The 18,915-nt window shown below is 56.1% G+C and carries 14 protein-coding genes; 10 read left to right on the top strand and 4 right to left on the bottom strand.

Annotated elements, in window-relative coordinates:
* Positions 1-219: 219 nt before the first annotated feature.
* A complete protein-coding gene (locus WD823_RS12725) occupies positions 220-2,016 on the bottom strand; it encodes a CHASE2 domain-containing protein (RefSeq protein WP_368429873.1) in 1,797 nt (598 codons plus the stop codon).
* A 219-nt stretch (positions 2,017-2,235) separates the two neighbouring features.
* Here WD823_RS12725 and WD823_RS12720 point away from each other — a divergent pair, with 219 nt between their 5' ends.
* The 9 genes from WD823_RS12720 (at position 2,236) to WD823_RS12680 (ending at position 13,224) form a co-directional block, all read left to right on the top strand.
* Positions 2,236-2,667 carry a CBS domain-containing protein gene (locus tag WD823_RS12720; RefSeq protein WP_368429872.1) on the top strand — a complete coding sequence of 144 codons (432 nt, stop codon included), beginning with the start codon at positions 2,236-2,238 and terminating at the stop codon, positions 2,665-2,667.
* Positions 2,668-2,907: 240 nt separating this feature from the next.
* Positions 2,908-3,402 (top strand): urate hydroxylase PuuD, encoded by a 495-nt coding sequence (locus WD823_RS12715; RefSeq protein ID WP_368429871.1) that lies wholly within the window; start codon positions 2,908-2,910, stop codon positions 3,400-3,402.
* A gap of 310 nt (positions 3,403-3,712) precedes the next feature.
* Positions 3,713-4,894, top strand: coding sequence for an aspartate aminotransferase family protein (locus tag WD823_RS12710; RefSeq protein WP_368429870.1), 1,182 nt, complete (start codon positions 3,713-3,715; stop codon positions 4,892-4,894).
* A complete protein-coding gene (argF, locus tag WD823_RS12705; protein WP_368429869.1) occupies positions 4,891-5,808 on the top strand; it encodes an ornithine carbamoyltransferase in 918 nt (305 codons plus the stop codon). Before WD823_RS12710 ends, argF begins: the two co-directional genes overlap by 4 nt.
* 76 nt (positions 5,809-5,884) lie before the next feature.
* Entirely contained in the window at positions 5,885-6,970 is a 1,086-nt protein-coding gene (locus WD823_RS12700) for an ABC transporter ATP-binding protein (RefSeq protein ID WP_368429868.1), read from the top strand.
* 252 nt (positions 6,971-7,222) lie between these two features.
* On the top strand, positions 7,223-9,421 hold the full coding sequence (locus tag WD823_RS12695; protein WP_368429867.1) for an EAL domain-containing protein: 2,199 nt from the start codon (positions 7,223-7,225) through the stop codon (positions 9,419-9,421).
* 355 nt (positions 9,422-9,776) lie between these two features.
* A complete protein-coding gene (gene ettA, locus WD823_RS12690; RefSeq protein ID WP_368429866.1) occupies positions 9,777-11,453 on the top strand; it encodes an energy-dependent translational throttle protein EttA in 1,677 nt (558 codons plus the stop codon).
* Between the two features lie 116 nt (positions 11,454-11,569).
* A complete protein-coding gene (locus WD823_RS12685; RefSeq protein ID WP_368429865.1) occupies positions 11,570-12,439 on the top strand; it encodes a DUF692 domain-containing protein in 870 nt (289 codons plus the stop codon).
* The gene (locus WD823_RS12680) at positions 12,436-13,224 is read left to right on the top strand and encodes a DUF2063 domain-containing protein (protein WP_368429864.1); all 789 of its coding nucleotides are present in this window, start codon (positions 12,436-12,438) and stop codon (positions 13,222-13,224) included. The genes WD823_RS12685 and WD823_RS12680 overlap by 4 nt, the downstream gene beginning before the upstream one ends.
* A 60-nt stretch (positions 13,225-13,284) precedes the next feature.
* Here the strand turns inward: WD823_RS12680 and WD823_RS12675 are convergent, their stop codons facing one another.
* Positions 13,285-14,343 carry a thioredoxin family protein gene (locus WD823_RS12675; protein WP_368429863.1) on the bottom strand — a complete coding sequence of 353 codons (1,059 nt, stop codon included), beginning with the start codon at positions 14,341-14,343 and terminating at the stop codon, positions 13,285-13,287.
* A 188-nt stretch (positions 14,344-14,531) separates the two neighbouring features.
* Between WD823_RS12675 and WD823_RS12670 the strand changes: the two genes are divergently transcribed.
* Entirely contained in the window at positions 14,532-16,337 is a 1,806-nt protein-coding gene (locus tag WD823_RS12670; protein WP_368429862.1) for an ABC transporter ATP-binding protein/permease, read from the top strand.
* A 59-nt stretch (positions 16,338-16,396) separates the two neighbouring features.
* Here the strand turns inward: WD823_RS12670 and WD823_RS12665 are convergent, their stop codons facing one another.
* Positions 16,397-18,436, bottom strand: coding sequence for an APC family permease (locus WD823_RS12665; RefSeq protein ID WP_368429861.1), 2,040 nt, complete (start codon positions 18,434-18,436; stop codon positions 16,397-16,399).
* Between the two features lie 247 nt (positions 18,437-18,683).
* Positions 18,684-18,878, bottom strand: coding sequence for a hypothetical protein (locus WD823_RS12660; RefSeq protein ID WP_368429860.1), 195 nt, complete (start codon positions 18,876-18,878; stop codon positions 18,684-18,686).
* Positions 18,879-18,915: the final 37 nt, after the last annotated feature.

The following is an 18,915-nucleotide window of genomic DNA, read 5'->3' as shown; positions in this document are numbered from 1 at the left end:
CGGGCGACCTCCGAGACCCACGCGCGGAGCGCAGGATAAGTGCGCCATCCGGGCGTGCTTTCTTTCGGTTACCTTTCTTTGCACGAGCAAAGTAAAGGTAACCCAGGGTGCAGGGGCGGAGCCACCCGCACATAGCTTTTGAGATCGCGCGCAGAGCGCGCGATACCATTTAAAGCCTGGATTCCCGCTTTCGCGGGAATGACGACAAGAAAGAAGAAATCAATATCTCAAGCCCGCCTTTTCCAATTCTTCCGGAACTTTTAATCCGCCCACACTCCGGCACGTATTCATAAATTCTTTCGTCGCCACGATTCGAATTACCCTTTCGTTGCCACGCTCGCTGGTCTTGGATGCCAGGGCGAACAACTTCGCCATGCCCGCTTCGCCCTGCAGGCGCCACGTCTCTTCCGCATCCACCGTAAAATCGAAACCGTGCAGCAACCAGGTTGCGACGACCCGGTCCGCCGCGCGACGGCGGGCGGATTTGCGGATCGCGGGCATGGCGCGCTCCATCACCGACACCACGTCCTGCAGCACGGCGGCGGTCTTTTCCTCCGGAACCAGCCAGTAGAACACCACGGTGTTGCGGAAGAAGGAATACAGCAGCGGCATGCCCTTGAAGAACGGCGAGGTGGGAAGGCCATATCGCGAGAGTGCGATCTGCTTTTTGACCGAGGCGCCGAGTGCCAGACGCGCACGACGGTTTTTTATATGGAAATGGCACTGGGCAAGCACCACGCGGCAGCGGTTGCCGGGGTCGAGCTGAGTGGAGAAGAACGGCTGGCCGCTGCGGCGGAAGCCCGCGATCGTATAGTTGAACCGGGCGATAGCGAAATACGCCAGGCTGAAGGCGAACGGCGCGGTGAGGTCCACGAACACGGTGGATAAATTGAGTGTGAAATACGACACCGCCAGGAAACCGGATTGCAGCAAGGTAAATGTGAGGTTCACCACGCGCTGATCGATGTTGTACACGAAAGCGCCGGTGAGCAACGCAACGGCAACCAGGGTAATCGAAATATATATCCATGGGTGCAGCTCGGTGAGGAAATCGCCGTTTTTCAAATTGTCGACGGCGGTGGCCAGGATCTCCACTCCCGGATGCACCTTGGCCACCGGCGTAGTCTTCAAATCGAAAAGAGCGGGTGCGGTGGAACCAATGATAACGATCTTTCCGGTAAATTCATCCAGCGGCCGCGTCCTTTTCTGCTTCTGTAAATCAAAATAAATCTCGTGAAAGGAGATATGCCGGTAGGACGGTGGATTGCCGCGCCAGTTGATGAGAATGTCCTCCTGGTCCGGCAAGGATGTTCCTGTGGCCGCCACGACATTCGCGGGCAGAGATCCCACGCGCCAGCCGTATTCATTGGCGTAAACAGCGTAAGTCCGAACGATGCCATCGGTATCCGTGTAAATATTATTGGTTCCCAATCGCCGGTGCGTCAGAACGTCGTAGAAATACGGCAATACGACGGCGATCGTGGCGGTTTCAGATGGTTCGGGATCGAGCCTGGTCGCGCCCGATAATTGCCTGGCTTGCAACTCGCTGAGGTGGTCATTCGATTCATTCAGCCGGACGACGGGAAAAAAGGCGTTCGTTGTCTTCGCAATCACGTCGCGAAAATATTTGTCACCGTCGAGATTGAAAACATCCGGATCGCTGAATGTAATATCAAAAACAATCGCACTGGGTTTTTGCGTGGCGATACCTTCCACCAGTTCGCCCATGATGTTTCGCGGCCACGGCCAGCGGCCGTACTCCGGCGCCATGGCAGCCAGCGCCGCTTCATCGATATCCACGATGACAATTTCCGGATCGGGCGCGGGATAAAGAAACCGCGTCTTCATGATGAGATCGTAGGCCTTGTTCTTCATCGCTGCGGTAGATCCGCCGGCGATGGCGACCAGCGCGACGATACTCATGACGATGGCCAATCCGATGTAGAATCCGTTCCCCACCCTGTCGGACAGGGAAGAAATCGGGATCAGGATATAACGCAGGGCACGCTGCAACATAAATTTAGCTGGCGGGTATCCGGGTGGAAGCTTGTTGGCGCGGGCTGATGTTAATCAGCCAGGCGAAACACCTCAAGTCGAATCAGGCCACCCCCTCAGTAACGCTGACAAATCGGGTTTCGCGCTAACAACCATGTCCCGGGTATAAAATTTTTTTGTGCCTGCCGGGCGGTAAGAGTAGGCTAACGGGAATGCTGGCGACAAGGCAAGGAGGCAAAAATGACCACGGTAAAACAATTGTTGGACATCAAGGGACGCAATATCCTATCCATTTCACCGAACGACTCGGTTTACTCGGCGGTCGAGCGCATGTCTGAAAACAATATTGGCGCGCTGCTGGTCATCGAAAACGGGCAGCTTGCAGGAATTCTCTCCGAACGTGACTACGCCCGAAAGGTCATTCTCAAGGGCAAATCATCGAAGAATACCCTGATCCGCGAAATAATGACCCCAGATGTATTGTGTGTCAGTCCGGAAACCACGGTCGAAGAGTGCATGGCGTTGCTCACGGAAAGCCGCGTGCGTCATCTCCCGGTTATGGATGGCGGGAAGCTTATGGGAATTGTTTCAATCGGCGACCTGGTGAAACAGTGTATTTCTGACAAGGATTTCACCATCCAGCAACTGGAACATTACATCCACCACGCGTGAAAGTACCGATGCAGTTGAAATCGAATAATATCTCCATTACCCTAGCGACCCACAAAAGCAGTCAACCTTTTGGCATTTTTTCAGAGAGGAAATAACCATGAAAACTCCGCTGGATTCGATCGCCGGAACAATCATTACAGGTTTGATCCTGACCGTGATTTTGTATTTCTTTCTCGTCAATTTCCTGGTCAAGACCGCAGCCTGACCGCCAGCACAACGAAACTTTTACGGGGGTATATTATGGAACTCATCATTGTTCGCTGGCTGCATATTCTTGCCGGCATTATCTGGATTGGACTTCTTTACTACTTCAATTTCGTCCAGGCTGTCGCCATGCCCAAGGCCAAGGCCGATAACACCGCTGCCGGTATCACCAAACACATCGCGCCGTTGGCCCTGTTGTGGTTTCGCTGGGCCGCGCTCGTGACGTGGATCATGGGCGCCTATTATCTGGAACGGAGCGGCGTCGGCATCGGCAATGCCTTCCTGCTCAAGGGACCGGCCGCCGCCATCGGCATCGGTGCCTGGCTCGGTACGATCATGCTCTTCAACGTGTGGGTATTGATCTGGCCCAACCAGAAAAAGGTGCTCGGGATCGTGCCGGCCGACGACGCCGCCAAGGCCAAGGCCGCCCGTGTGGCGTTTCTGGCCTCACGCACCAACACCATGCTATCCCTGCCGATGCTGTTCTTCATGATCACGGGTAGCGCGGCACACGGTTTGCCCCTGATGTAGCATCCGACGTAGCCGGAAAAAGGCCCGCTCCGCCGGGCCTTTTTTGTTTCCGCTGCCATCGCCACGACAAGCTTGCCGACGGCACCGAACACGTCGCATGTTGTCCGCCACGGATTCAATTGCAAGGGCCTTGCGTTATTGCCTGCAGAGGGTAGAATTTTTGCTTTAAGTGGCGCCCGCAAGGCGCCTTTATGTTTTTGTGGCCCGCAACTTCACCTTGGGCCACACTCGCCCGGCGGTTGGGGCCAGCGCAACAAACTGCGGCGCTGTCCCGGTTCGATCCCGGCGACTTTGTGGGGTATGAAAAAACATGACATCGTCCTACCAGATGCCGGTTTTCTCCGGATTGCCCGTGGCCTTCACGCACGGCGAAGGCGCCTGGCTGTGGGACACGCAGGGGAAAAAATACCTCGACGCGCTGGCCGGCATCGCGGTCTGCGGACTGGGTCATGCACATCCCGCCATCACCGCGGCGCTGTGCGATCAGGCCGGCAAGCTGCTGCACACCTCGAACTGGTACCAAATTCCCCTCCAGGAAGAACTTGCGGAACGCTTGTGCCGGCGCGCGGGAATGGACAATGCCTTTTTTTGCAATTCAGGAGCGGAGGCCAATGAAGCGGCAATCAAGCTCGCTCGCCTCTACGGGCATCAGCGCGGTATTCTGAAACCCGGCATTCTCGTCACCGAGGGCAGCTTCCACGGACGCACGCTCGCCACCCTGTCTGCCTCCGGCAGTCGCAAAATCCAGTCAGGCTTTGAACCCCTGGTGCAAGGTTTCTACCGTGTTCCGTACAACGACCTGGGCGCGGTCCGGCTGGTCAGCGAGCACAACCAGGAAGTCGTGGCGGTTTTGGTCGAACCCATCATCGGTGAAGGCGGTATCACCATTCCGGATTCCGGTTATCTCAAAGGCCTCCGGAAGATCTGCGACGAGCACGACTGGCTGCTGATGATTGATGAAATACAATCCGGCATGTGCCGCACCGGAAAATGGTTTGCCTGCCAGCATGAGGGCGTGGTACCCGATGTCATGACGCTCGCCAAAGGCCTCGGGAATGGCGTGCCGATCGGGGCCTGCCTTGCTCGCGGGGACGCGGCGCGGGTATTCAAACCCGGCAGCCACGGATCCACATTCAGCGGGAATCCGCTGGTATGCCGGGCCGCGCTTGCCGTCATCGACTTGCTGGAAAAAGGAAAACTCGCGGATCGAGCCGCGAAACTCGGGCAGCGTCTGCTCGGAAAATTCAAGGAAACATTGGGCCAGGTCGCGGGCGTGAGCGACATTCGGGGACGCGGCCTCATGCTTGCCATCGAACTCGATCGTCCCTGCAAGGATATGCTTATGCTCGCGCTGGCGCGCGGGATGCTTATTAATGTCACGGCGGACAATATAATTCGCCTGCTGCCTCCGCTTATCATGACTGACGATGAAGCGGATTTTCTGGCGGCTGAATTGGCCGGCTGCGTGCGCGACTTTCTGGGAATTAAATGAAATCGCGGCATTTTCTGACATTGATGGATTTAAGCTCCGAGGAACTTGGGCGACTGATGACGCGCGCCATGGAACTGAAATCCATGCACCGGCGCGGTGAAAACCACATGCCTCTTACCGGTAAAACCATGGTGATGATTTTCGAAAAATCCTCGACACGAACCCGGGTATCGTTCGAAGCCGGAATGGTGCAACTGGGGGGCGTGAGTCTGTTCCTGTCGCCCCGCGACACTCATCTTGACCGTGGTGAACCCGTGGAAGACACCGCCCGAGTTCTGTCGCGCATGGTTGACGTCATCGTCATACGCGCCAATTCGCATGCCCTGGTGGAACGCTTCGCGGCGCACTCACAGGTGCCCGTCATCAATGCCCTGACCGACATGAATCATCCCTGTCAGCTGCTTGCCGACATGCAAACGTATCTCGAGAAACGCGGCGAGATTCGCGGCAGAAAGACCGCCTGGATCGGCGACGGTAACAACGTATGTCATTCATGGATCAGCGCGGCTCGTCAATTCGGATTCCATCTCGATATCGCCACCCCCCGGGGTTATGAACCGAAGGCCGAATGGATTACCGCTTCCCGGGACCAAGTCACGCTGCACCATGATCCCAAGGAAGCGGCACGCGGAGCGGACATTGTCGTAACCGATACCTGGGCGAGCATGGGTCAGGAAAATGAAAAAACAAAGCGGATTAAGGCCTTCGCCGGGTTCATGGTGGATAGCGCATTGATGAAACTGGCGAACCGGGATGCCGTTTTTATGCATTGCCTGCCGGCCTATCGTGGCGTCGAGGTATCCGCCGAAGTAATCGACGGTCCTCAGAGCATCGTCTGGGACGAGGCGGAAAACCGTCTGCACGCCCAGAAGGCGCTGCTCGAATTCCTGCTCGGTGCACCGGAAAAAAAATAACCGGTCACATCGGAGGTCGCCGCTGCAGCGAGCCGGTAGTTGGTTCCGTTTGCGCCCATCTGCTAGGCTTACCCGCATGAACGAGATCCTCGCATTGAATAATATCGATTGCCGGTACGACGGGCGGCTGGCGGTAAGTGGATTGTCATTGCATGTGAACACCGGCGATATCGTGTGCCTGTTGGGCCCGAGCGGCTGCGGTAAAACCACGGTACTGCGCGCCATCGCAGGATTCCACCCGTTGAGCGGCGGCCAGATTAAAATCAAGGGTGTCACGGTTTCCAATTCAAAATTCACGCTGCCGCCGGAAAAGCGTCGCTTCGGTATGGTATTTCAAGATCACGCCCTTTTCCCTCATCTTTCCGTTTCAGGAAATATTGGATTCGGTCTTCGAGGCATGCCGACGGCAGCGAGAGAAGCCATTGTCAATGAGCTGGTGGAAATCGTCGGACTTGGCGGCATGGCAGAACGCTACCCGCATGAACTTTCCGGAGGACAGCAGCAGCGCGTGGCGCTGGCACGGGCGCTGGCGCCGAAACCCGATCTCATTCTCATGGACGAGCCTTTCTCGAATCTCGACATTGAGCTGCGCGAGCGACTTTCGAGCGAGATCCGCCAGATACTCAAACAGCGCGGCGCCACGGCGGTACTGGTCACGCATGATCAATACGAATCCTTTGCGCTGGGAGATGTCGTGGGCGTGATGCACGAAGGCAAGCTGTTGCAGTGGGACACTCCCTACAATCTCTATCACGAGCCATGCAACCGCTTCGTTGCCGATTTTATCGGCCAGGGCGTGTTTCTGAACGGAAGATTGCTGACACCGGATTCCGTGGAAACGGAAATAGGCGTGCTCAAGGGGAACCGCGCCTACGGCTGGGAACGTGGTACACCGGTCGCCATACTATTAAGACCGGATGACATCGTGCCGGATCCGAATAGCGCCCTTCAAGTTGAAGTGATACAGCGGGCCTTTCGTGGGGCCGAGATTCTTTATACCCTTCGATTACCCAGCGGAGGACGTGTGTTGTCACTTTTCCCGAGCCACGCCGACCATACGATCGGCGATCGCGTCGGAATCCGGGTGCAGGCCGATCATCTTGTGGCTTTTCCGCTTACGGATGCCCACCACCCGAAAACCATATCTTCCGCCTCCAATTAACTAATTAATTCGATACCGCCTCCCGCGGGCCGGCTCTCGGCACCAAACACGGGGTGAGAACAGCATTTGCTGCGGTAGGGTCGGCATTCATTGTCTTTTTTTCCGATCCAGGCAGGTTGCCACGTGGTATCCTCATGCTGGTTTTTGGTGCCATACTTAAAGTCGGTACTTCCGCATAATCTGCCTGGCTTCGAACATAAAGCCGGGTACAAGAATGTTTTGCTAAAATAGTGTTTTAAGAAAGAGGATTCCGTGGAAAAAAAGATTTTACGCCTGTTGATCGTGGATGACTCTCCGGATGACGCCGAGGTTGCCGTTGCCATGCTCCGCAAGGCGGGCTACCTGCTCAAGAACCAGCGCGTCCAGGACCTTGCTTCCATGCAGGCGGCCTTGGACAAGAGCACCTGGGATGTGGTGCTGTCGGAATACACGCTCCCGCACTTCGGGGCACAACTCGCACTTGACCTGATCCGACGCGCCAATCTCGATATTCCCTTTCTGGTCGTTACCCGAAATATCCGCGACCAGGACCTGGTAAAAATCATGCGCAATGGAGCGCACGATGTTGTCCTGAAAAGCCAGTTGTCACGACTGGCGCCTGCCGTGGAACGGGAGTTGCTCGTGGCAGAAGACCGGATACAGTTTCGAAAAATGTCACAGACACTCAACGAAGTGGAAAGAAAAAACCGCGCGATCATTGAAGGTTCGCGCGAAGCCATCAGCTATTGCATGGATGGAATGCATGTTGACGCAAATAAAACCTACCTCGAGATTTTCGGCTATCAGGACTTGAAAGAAATCGAGGGCGTGCCAGTGATGAACCTGATAGACAAGGCCGACCATGCCTCGTTCAAGGAATATTTACGCAAGATCTCGTCCGGGAATCCCCCGGAGCCACGAGAATTTCAGGCGATTAAGAAGGACGGCGCGTCTTTCCATGTGGAACTGGCAGCATCGATGATCACGCTGAAAGGCGAAAACTGCACCCAGTTCGTGGTCGCCGACATATCGAAGCGCAAGTCAGTAGAAAACCGTTTGCAATATCTTAATCAGCGCGATCCGCTGACAGGTTTATTCAATCGCCATCATTTCACCCTGGAATTGACCAAAGCACTGGAGAAGGTGAAGCAGGAAGAAAGTCAAAGTGCGTTGCTTTATCTGGATCTCAACGAACTGAAGGAGATAAATGACGCCCTGGGCCATGCCGCCGGCGATCGGCTGCTGCTCAAAATCGCGCGCTTGTTTCACGAGAAGCTCGGTGAATCCGCCGTCTTGGCCCGGTTTAGCGGCGATGAATTCATTGCCATGCTCCACGGGATGGACGAAAAGAAGATCAAAGGTGCCGTCACTTCACTGCTTTCGGCGCTGAAAGAAACCACCTACAGTGAAGGCGGCAAGGTTTTCCGCTGCGATGGCACGATCGGTGTTGTAGTAATCGACAAGAATACGGTTGATGCTCAGACCGCGCTGAACCTGGTTTACCAGGCCTGCCAGAGCAAACGTCCCCAAAAACCGGTGAAGGCGGAAGCGCCGGTACCGGGACCAGCCGCCCAGGCGCTCACGGCATCCATGGAACCGGTAAATACACCGACAACTCGGGATATCGAAACGTCCAGACGCACACCGGTTATTACAGCATCAGGCCTGGATTGGGAATCACGTCTCAAAACCGCCCTGGGAAAAGACGGATTCCAGCTCGCCTATCAACCCATTGTCAATCTGCACGGCGATGCGGCCGAATTTTTCGAAGTGCTCATCCGTCTGGTGGGACGTCATGGCGAACTGATTCATGCCGGTGAATTTATGGCAGCCGCGGACCAACTGGAATTGCTGGAATCGATCGACCAGTGGGTCATCCGGCAATCGATCCAGTCGCTCTCAGTCCTGCACAATGAAGGAAGACTGGCGAGCTTTTTCATCAACTTATCTCCTGCGTCGCTAAAAAATCTCAATCTGCTGGCGATGCTGCAGAAGCAACTGTCTGCAACACGCGTGAAACCGGAACATCTCATCCTTGAAGCCGATGAGTCCGCCATTATGGCAAATCCCAGGGAGGCGGCCGTATTCATGCAGACGGCACGCCGCGCCGGTTGCCGGTTTTCGGTCGATAACTTTGGAAATAATCTCTCGACTCTCAACCGTCTGCGGGATATGCCAATCGATTTTCTCAAAATCACGGGTTCGCTGATCCGCAATCTTTCTGATGATATTCTCACCCGCACGTCGCTCAAGGCCATCATCGATCTCGCCAAAACCATGAACCGGCAGACCATCGCCAAATTCGTCGAACAGGCCGATGATTTGGGCATACTTTGGAATCTCGGGTTCGATTACGTGCAGGGAAACTACTTTCAACATGCGGATTCCCATACCGACTTTGAATTCGCCGACGAAGCAACGTTATCCTCGGAAGTCACCACGCCCAACTGGACGACGAATTACAACCGCTAACAAGACTTCGCGCCTTAATTACTGTATCCGCCCAGGGCGAAACCAAGTAAATTCGTAGCCACCGCATGCGCCTTTCAGCCCGGGGTGCAACAACACCCGTTGCACCCGTTCGGCGGCACGGCACACAGTATATGTGTTTCATGACAATTTCGCCGGAAGCGAAATGGGACGCGCTTTAGCGCGCCCCGCTAGGGGTGCACGCCACGGATGGCGTGCATCAAATCTCCGCCTTTCAGCCCGGGGTGCAACAACACCCGTTGCACCCGTTCGGCGGCATGAACACACGTTAAGTGTGTTCATGAAATCTCCGCCTCACCCTATAATATGCCGCCTTAAATCAACGCCAAGGAATCGCATGTCAGGTCAGTTCATATTTACCATGCATCGCGTCAGCAAGACCGTGCCGCCCAACCGCACGATCCTCAAAGACATTTCGCTCTCATTCTTCCCTGGAGCCAAGATCGGCGTGCTCGGACAGAATGGATCGGGAAAATCCTCGCTGCTGCGCATCATGGCCGGCGTGGACGAGGGATTCGACGGGGAAGCGCGTCCCCAACCCGGCATCCGCATCGGTTTTCTCCCGCAGGAACCGCCGCTCGACCCGCGCAAGGACGTGCGCGGCAATGTCGAGGAGGCGGTGGCGGAAACCAAGGCCCTGCTCGATAAATTCAATGAAATAAGCATGAAATTCAGCGAGCCGATGAGCGAGGAAGCGATAAACAAGCTCATCGAAGCACAAGGGAAGCTCCAGGAAAAAATCGACGCCGCCGGTGCCTGGGATCTTGAGCGTAAACTTGAAATCGCGGCCGACGCCCTGCGTTTGCCGCCGTGGGACGCGGACGTTACCAAACTCTCGGGCGGCGAACGACGGCGCGTGGCCTTATGCCAAGTGCTCCTGTCCCAGCCCGACATGCTGCTGTTGGACGAACCTACCAATCATCTGGATGCCGAGTCGGTCGCCTGGCTTGAAAGATTCCTGCATGATTACCCGGGCACCGTCGTGGCCGTGACGCATGACCGTTATTTTCTCGATAATGTCGCTGGATGGATTCTTGAGCTCGATCGCGGCGAAGGTATTCCCTGGAAAGGCAATTACTCATCCTGGCTCGAACAGAAGGAGAAGCGCCTGGCCGTGGAAGAGAAACAGGAATCCGCGCGCCAGCGATCGCTCAAACGCGAATTGGAATGGGTGCGCACCAACCCCAAGGGACGGCACGCCAAGAGCAAGGCACGACTGGCGGCTTACGATGAACTTGCTTCACAAGAATTCCAGAAGCGCAATGAAACCAAGGAAATTTTCATCCCACTGGGGCCGCGCCTGGGAGACGTGGTCGTGTCGGCGGAGGATCTGAATAAAGGTTATGGCGAGCGCCTGCTCATCGAGAATCTGAGTTTCAACCTGCCCCGTGGCGGTATCGTCGGCGTGATTGGCCCGAACGGAGCCGGCAAGACAACCCTGTTTCGCACGATCATCGGCCAGGAAAAACCGGATGCGGGAAAATTGAGAATCGGCGAAACCGTTCAGCTTGCCTACGTGGATCAGAGCCGCGACGCGCTGGATGGCAATAAAACCGTCTGGGAGGAAATATCCGGAGGTCATGACATCATGACCATCGGCAAGTCTGAAATACCGTCACGTGCCTATGTCGGCCGGTTCAATTTCCGTGGACCGGACCAGCAAAAACAGGTAAAGGATCTTTCCGGCGGTGAGCGGAATCGCGTGCACCTGGCAAAACTCCTGAAAAGCGGCGGCAATCTTTTGTTGCTCGATGAACCGACGAACGATCTCGACGTGGATACCTTACGTGCGCTCGAGGAAGCGCTGGTCGATTTCGCCGGCTGCGCGGTGATTATTTCACATGACCGCTGGTTTCTCGATCGCATCGCCACCCATATTCTTGCATTCGAAGGCGACAGCCGGGTGGTGTGGTTCGAGGGCAACTATGCCGATTACATGATCGAAAAGGAGCGACGCCTGGGTGCGGAGGCCGTGCAGCCGCATCGAATCAAGTACAAGAAGCTCGTGCATTGAATTTACGGCGCGCGGACAGGGTTGCGGGCTGAGCGCCAGGAACTTGCCGCGGAAAATGATGTCATATTTTCCGGTAGCTTCCGGCTTACAATAGAATTACGATTCCCGGTCCATCCATGACCCATATCCACCGTACAACAGCACGACCCTACCTGGGATTTGGTCTGGGATTACGTCCCGCGCATTACGACACCATTCTGAACGAATCCCCGGCAGTCGACTGGTTCGAAATCATATCGGAGAATTATCTCGTTCCCGGCGGCAAACCGCTGCATTATCTCGACCGCATCCGCGCCCGCTACCCGCTGGCCATGCACGGGGTTTCGCTGTCGATCGGATCCCGGGATCCGCTCAACAAAGACTATCTTCGCCAACTCAGGGCCCTCGCTGATCGTATCGAACCGGCGTGGATTTCCGATCATTTATGCTGGACGGGGGTCGAAGGCATAAACGCCCACGATCTGCTGCCGTTGCCGTATACCGAAGAAGCGATCAAACACGTGGCCGCGCGCATCGGCGAGGTGCAGGATTTCCTGGGCCGCCGGTTCCTGATTGAAAACGTGTCGAGCTACCTGACCTATCCGGAATCGGTAATGACCGAATGGGAATTCCTGCGGGAAATATCGGAGCGGGCGGATTGCCTGATACTGCTGGACATCAATAACATCTATGTCAGCAGCTTCAATCACGAATTCAACCCGAGCAGCTATATAGAGGCTATTCCCATCGAGCGGGTATGGCAGTTCCATCTCGCCGGACACCAGAATCACGGCGATTACATCATCGATACGCATGATGAACCGGTAATCGATCCGGTGTGGGAACTTTACGCCGAGGCTGTCCGCCGTTTCGGCGATGTGTCAACCATGATCGAACGTGACGACAACATCCCGCCTTTGTCGGAGCTGCTGGATGAACTGCAGCATGCGCGTTCCACGGCCTTTCAGGCACAACGCGAATTCACGGCATCAGCCGATTTGTCATGAATCCACTGCGAAACCTGCAATCGGTTTTTCAGTCGTATCTCTTGCGCGGCGGCGATGCCATGCTGCAACGCATCACCGGCACCGCGAAGGTCAGTGCGCGACAGCGTCTCGCCATCTATTACGATGCTTACCGTTTGAGATTGCTCGAAGCGCTCGATAGCAATTTTCCCGTGCTACACATCTGGATCGGTGACGAAGCATTCAGAAGTCTGGGCCTCGCCTATATCGAAGCCCATCCTTCCCGGCATTTTTCCATTCGCTATTTCGGTCATCGTCTGCCCGAATTTCTATCGACAGCCGATGTATTCCGGGATAAGCCCTATGTGAGCGAAATGGCGGCGCTGGAATGGGCGATATCCGAGGCATCCGACGCGCCGGACAGCCCGGTCATGCCGCTTGATGAGGTCGCGGCGATACCGCCGGATGCCTGGCCCGATATGCGATTTCAGTTGCACGCCAGCGTGCGCCTCGTGGAATTGCGCTGGAATGCTCCCCTGATCTGGAAAGCCATCAAGGCGGAGCAGGTTCCTGAAAAACCCGAGCCGGAAGAATGGCCGATCACCTGGCTTGTCTGGCGACAGGAACTAAAAACCTACTTCCGCTCGCTGACCGTGGATGAGGCGTGGGCCTTGGATTCGGCCCGATCCGGAAATTCATTTGCGGACCTGTGCGAAGGCCTGTGCGAATGGATTGATGCGCAAAATGTCGCGCAGCATGCCGCGGGTTATCTCAAACACTGGGTGGGCGACGGGTTGATCAGCGCCATTCAGTGGGATAACAAGTAGCGGACCAAAGCAAATTCCGCCAGTCGCGGGTGAAATACCCGATACCGGCAAAGTTTACCCCTATTTCCAGATATCCACCTCTACACCCTGTGAGCGCAAATGATCCGCGCGCTGCTGGATAAAGCGCTGCAATTGGGGCTGGTTTCTGTAGGCGCCGGAGGCGACATAATCCAGCACCGACTGGACATGAAAACTTTTGTTGAGCGCCTCGATTCGAATCGCTTCTTCTCCGTCATCGAATAAAACGATCGTGGGTACATAAGCGATACTGAGATCTGCCGCCCATTGACGGGCGGTGGTCCGCTTCCCCCCGGGTGTGGTGACTGGCGTGGCGCTCCAGCGATCGAGTTGTATCACGTCATAGTGTTTCAGCTGTTTTAACGTTTCCGGAAGAACCAATATTTCATCGTGCAGTTGATCGCAGCCGGCGCAATCTTTTTGCTCAAACAATACCGCGACCGGTTTCCCCGGCGATTTCTTGTCCAGGTCATACGGCGGTTTGGCGAAAAAAGTTTTCCGGTTCAGAACGCCTCTTGAGGGAAGTGGTGCGTGCTTCGCGAGATACTCGCGAAAAGACATTTTCGTTTCCTGTTTTTCCGCCACGAACTGTAACGCGGCCAGAAACTGGTGTGGTGGATAATAACCATTGAGTCGCAAAACCACCTCGCTTTTTTCATTGAAAAACAGGAGCGTGGGCGTAAACCGAACACGTTGCTTGATGGCGAATTCCTTCTCGGGGAGGACGGTGCCGGAAAAATCGATTACTTCCCGGCTCCCCCAGATATTGATTTCAACAGCGTCAAAATGGCGGCGGGTATACTCGAGAATATGCGGCTGACTGAAATTATTGTTGAATAGTGCCGCGCAGTACGGGCAGCCGTCCTGGCCGAAATAAACCATCAGCCGCTTTCCCTCCCGGGCCGCTTCGATGACATCCTGATTCAGTTCCAGGAAGGAACGCTTGAACCATCCAGGAACTTCGAACTGGCCTACTCCGCGAAGCGCCGCTTTTTCCGCCGCCGGAACCGATACGGTTGACAGGCAAAGCAGGATCCCGGTGCAGAACAACACCAGGCGTCCCTTGTATTTCATGTCTTTCCTGCGGGGATCGGACCTCATGACCATGTTCCAGACTCCTCGCCGACAGGGTAACACAACCTGCTTTCCGCTTGGATTAGCGGTAAGAACCCATCCACGAATCAGGGCGATTGGTCCCCCACCACCGTGTTTTCCGGCAGATATTAGAGGATGCACACACAGATCATGTAGAATTCATTCACGACTGTTCCTGCAACACCACCATTACAATGCGATTGCGACACTACGGAAATCCCCCCGCCCGTCGGAACGATTGGAAAACCATAAAATCGCTATTGCCCTACCTGTGGGAATTTCGTGGGCGCGTTGTTCTGGCACTGATCTTTCTTGCCCTGGCGAAGGTGGCGAACGTCTCCGTTCCGCTGGTACTGAAGGAAATCGTCGACGCGCTCGATACCACCAAGGCCATGCTGGCTTTGCCGGTTTATCTGCTGCTCGCCTACGGCGCGCTGCGACTGGCCAACTCGACATTCGGCGAACTGCGCGATCTGGTCTTCGCAAAGGTGACCCAGCGTTCGATCCGGCGCGTCGCACTGAATGTTTTCGAGCATTTGCACAATCTTTCTCTGCGCTTTCACCTCGAACGGCAGACGGGCGGTATGTCGCGCGACATCGAGCGTGGTACCGCCGGCATCCGCTTCCTGCTCAATTTTATGCTGTTCAACATCCTGCCCACCCTGCTTGAAATCGGATTTGTCACCATCATCCTGCTGCTCAAATACGACCCATGGTTTTGCATCGTGACGCTCGCGACACTCGTGGTGTACATCGTTTTCACGCTAATCGTCACCGAATGGCGCATGATATTCCGCCGTAACATGAACGAGATGGATTCCAAGGCCAACACGCGCGCCATCGACAGCCTGCTCAATTACGAAACCGTTAAATACTTCAACAACGAAGGTTTCGAGGCGCGGCGTTACGATGACACGCTCCAATCCTGGGAACAGGCGGCGGTCCGTAATCAGACCTCGCTTTCGTGGCTGAATACCGGACAAGGTGCGGTCATCGCCGCGGGCGTCACAATCCTCATGTTGATGGCGGGGCAAGGCGTGGTAAGGGGGAACATGACCATCGGTGATCTGGTGCTGGTCAACGCCTTTCTCATACAGCTCTACATGCCGTTGCATTTTCTCGGATTCGTTTACCGTGAAATCCGCCATTCCCTGGCTGACATGGAACGCATGTTCGGATTGCTGGAGCGGCATACCGAAATCAGCGACAGTCCCGAGGCGACGGAATTGAAGGTGAGCAATGGGGCCATACGCTTCGATCACGTCAGCTTCAGCTACGAAAGCCGGCGCCAGATCCTGCAAGACGTGAGTTTCGACATTCCGGCGGGACACAAAGTAGCCGTGGTTGGCGCCAGCGGCGCGGGCAAATCCACCTTGTCGCGATTGCTGTTCCGATTCTACGATGTCACATCCGGCCGGATTTTGATCGACGGCCAGGACATCCGCGCCGTGACACAGAAAAGCCTGCGCCGGGCCATCGGTATCGTGCCGCAAGACACGGTGCTATTCAACGACAGCATATATTACAACATTGCCTACGGTCGGCCGGAGGCAACCCGCGACGAGATTATCGAGGCCGCGCGGGCGGCACACATCGACCAGTTCGTCGAATCGCTGCCGGACCGATACGACACCTTGGTGGGCGAGCGGGGACTCAAGCTCTCCGGAGGGGAAAAGCAGCGCGTGGCCATCGCACGCACGCTGCTGAAAAATCCGCCGATACTGGTATTCGACGAAGCGACCTCGGCCCTCGATTCGCGTACCGAAAAGGCCATTCAGGCCGAACTGCTGGAAATAGCCACCGACCACACGACGCTGGTCATCGCGCACCGGCTTTCCACCGTCATGGACGCCGACCAGATTCTGGTGTTGGATCACGGACGGATAATCGAGCGCGGGTCGCATGCCGACCTGCTGGCGCGCAACGGCGCCTACGCCCATATGTGGGCGCTGCAATTGCAGGAGGAGGAAAAGGAGCAACTGCAGGCCGTCAGCAGCTGATCATTCCGGTCAAGGATTTCCGGCGAGCGGGTTCGGTCCCGTCGAGCCGCAAAAAATAATTATTCATTATCCACCTGCATCGGCATGATCACGAGGGGCATCCCCTTGATATGCAGCTGCCGCTGAATCGCCAGCGCCGTATAGTTGTGCAGCAGGCGCGTGAGCCAATTCTCCTCGCGGAACACCAGGGTGCCGGCAAAAAACACGCTGCCGGGAAAGCGCTCCAGCACTTCATCCGCCAGCTTCACGGCCGCTTCCACCGGATCGGTACCGTAACCGGAATAGCCCGCGGCGGCCATATCGTGGACATGACAAAATTCGACATATTTCTGCAACTGTTCGTCCACATGGTGCTTGAGATCCGTCAGGGTCTGATCGCCCCGCATGCGTGTGGTGTCCACTTCTCCCACGCTCAAGAACACGAAATTCTTGAAACGCCCCGGGAACAGGCGCAGGGAATTAAGCAGCGTGTGGATGCCGACCCCCCGGTAGCTGGAAACGAAAAAAACCGCCGCGGGTTCGCCTTCACGGATTGCGGGTGGGGATTTTTTCGCTTCGGTTCCCGGAATCTGCGTCAGGATTTTATCGAGCACGATCAGGCGCATGCGGACCTTGCTATAGTGATTGCGTACCAGTTCACACACGGCTATCAGCGACCCTGTTATGAGCGCCGCAATCCATCCGCCTTCGTAGAATTTCACCACCATTACCACAATCAGTATCCCGGATGTGGCGACGAGCCCCCACAGCGTCAGCCCCAGCCGCGGCAACCAGCCGTTCAGCGAATTCCGGTTTTTCCACCAGTAGACGCACAGGCCGAGCAAGGTCAGCGAGAAAGTCAGGAACACATTGATGGTGTAGAGGACGATCAACAGGTCGACACGGCCGCCGCTCCACAGCAGCACCGCGAACGCCGCCCCGCCCATGAGCAGGATGCCGTTCTTGGTTACCAGCCGGTCGGAAAGTTGCGCGAAGCGATGCGGAACCCAATGATCGACGGCCATGCTGGCGAGCGTCGTGGGACCACCGAGAAATCCGGCATTAGCGGCGACAAAAAGCAGCCCGGCTTCGAACACCAGCGTCAGCACCAGCAACGTCTCGCCCGGCTTCAAACCGCCCCAGGACGGCCAGTCGGCCAGGATGGCCCCGAAGGCCACCGCATTCAGCGTCTGCCCCTCGACCGGCTGCACGCGCCACAACAAATAGAGCAGGATGATGCCGGCGGCGGTGAAGGACAACGATACTGCCAGATAAAACATGGTCCACTTGCCGGTTCGCACGCGCGGCTCTTTCAGCATGTTGACGCTGTTCGACACCGCCTCGATGCCGGTGTAGGTTCCGCCGCCCATGGCATAGGAGCGCACAAACAGCGCAATCACAAAGAAAATCCCCATCTCACCGGTGAGCGACTGCGCGCCGGCGATACTTTCCGGGAACAAGCCACCTATATTTCCAGAATGCCGTGCCACGCCATAAATAATCAGGAATGCATGCGTGACCACAAAACCCACGAAGAGCGGCAGCAATACCTTGATCGATTCCTTGACACCGCGCAGATTCAGAACCATCAGCGCCAGCAGCGCCAATGTCGCGGCCTGTGGCTTATAACTTATCCACGACACCGGCAGGAAACTGAATAGCGCGTCGGCGCCCGCGGCAATGGAGATGGCGATAGTCAAAACGTAATCCACCACCAGGGCGCTTCCTGAGATCAACCCGGCGCGTTTTCCGAGCAGGCGCGTGGCCACCTTGTAGCCGCCACCCCCGCTGGGAAAGATTTCAATTACCTGGTTGTAGGACAAGGCGATGACGAACACGGTCATCGCGGTGGCAATCGCGATAAACAAGGCGAGTTCGGTATGTTCACCCAGCGCCCGGTAAGCGAGTTCGGGACCGTATGCCGAGGACGACAACCCGTTCGCGCCGAGCCCGACCCACGCCAGAAAGGCGATCATGGTTATGTGTTGATAAGTGTCCGGCGCCATCGGATCGCGCGCCGGACCGAAAAACAGATGACGCAAACGGTCCCGCAGGTCCCTTAAAGGCGTCCGTGAACCGAGGTTCGCGGTAATATTCCGCTGCTTGACGGATTTAGGCATGGGACGACACGCCGGCAAAATCAACCGCGGGGATTTCCGTCATGAATTTCCCGAAAGCTGAGGCAAGGTTCCGCTGTAATGAATGTAAACGTGCGAACGGCTTGTCCGGAATGGGAATGAATTCATGAATTGAAGCCCGACGACAACGAGTAAGGTTATTTCTCATGGTGATTTTTGCAGAGTATATCAATCGGAGTGATTTCGCACCCGGCAAATCTTCTCATTCTCAATCGACATACAAAGCATATCATCGGACATCCAACTGCATCGGCATGATCACGAGAGGCATGCCGCGAGGATGCAACCGGCGCTGAATGGACAATGCCGTGCGATTGTGAGGCCGGCGCGTGAGCCAATTCTCCTCGCGGAACACCGGGGTGCCGGCAAGAAACACGCCAGCGGGAAACGCGCCAGGACTCGCCAGCGCACCGGACGGTCGCAATTGCTTGCATGATTACGCCATGCAACCGTTTGATTTG

This window comes from Sulfuricaulis sp. (genome assembly GCF_040901545.1).
GTDB lineage: Bacteria > Pseudomonadota > Gammaproteobacteria > Acidiferrobacterales > Sulfurifustaceae > Sulfuricaulis.
Note: the sequence above shows the minus strand (reverse complement) of the source record. Positions and strands in the feature narration are given on the sequence as shown.

What these genes read in the sequence shown, in the direction of transcription:
- WD823_RS12710 (WP_368429870.1), top strand. Translation starts at nt 3,713, where the DNA reads ATGACATCGTCCTACCAGATGCCGGTTTTCTCCGGATTGCCCGTGGCC.
- ettA (WP_368429866.1), top strand. Translation starts at nt 9,777, where the DNA reads ATGTCAGGTCAGTTCATATTTACCATGCATCGCGTCAGCAAGACCGTG.
- WD823_RS12700 (WP_368429868.1), top strand. Translation starts at nt 5,885, where the DNA reads ATGAACGAGATCCTCGCATTGAATAATATCGATTGCCGGTACGACGGG.
- WD823_RS12665 (WP_368429861.1), bottom strand. Translation starts at nt 18,436, where the DNA reads ATGCCTAAATCCGTCAAGCAGCGGAATATTACCGCGAACCTCGGTTCA.
- argF (WP_368429869.1), top strand. Translation starts at nt 4,891, where the DNA reads ATGAAATCGCGGCATTTTCTGACATTGATGGATTTAAGCTCCGAGGAA.
- WD823_RS12685 (WP_368429865.1), top strand. Translation starts at nt 11,570, where the DNA reads ATGACCCATATCCACCGTACAACAGCACGACCCTACCTGGGATTTGGT.
- WD823_RS12715 (WP_368429871.1), top strand. Translation starts at nt 2,908, where the DNA reads ATGGAACTCATCATTGTTCGCTGGCTGCATATTCTTGCCGGCATTATC.
- WD823_RS12670 (WP_368429862.1), top strand. Translation starts at nt 14,532, where the DNA reads ATGCGATTGCGACACTACGGAAATCCCCCCGCCCGTCGGAACGATTGG.
- WD823_RS12680 (WP_368429864.1), top strand. Translation starts at nt 12,436, where the DNA reads ATGAATCCACTGCGAAACCTGCAATCGGTTTTTCAGTCGTATCTCTTG.
- WD823_RS12720 (WP_368429872.1), top strand. Translation starts at nt 2,236, where the DNA reads ATGACCACGGTAAAACAATTGTTGGACATCAAGGGACGCAATATCCTA.
- WD823_RS12675 (WP_368429863.1), bottom strand. Translation starts at nt 14,343, where the DNA reads ATGAGGTCCGATCCCCGCAGGAAAGACATGAAATACAAGGGACGCCTG.
- WD823_RS12725 (WP_368429873.1), bottom strand. Translation starts at nt 2,016, where the DNA reads ATGTTGCAGCGTGCCCTGCGTTATATCCTGATCCCGATTTCTTCCCTG.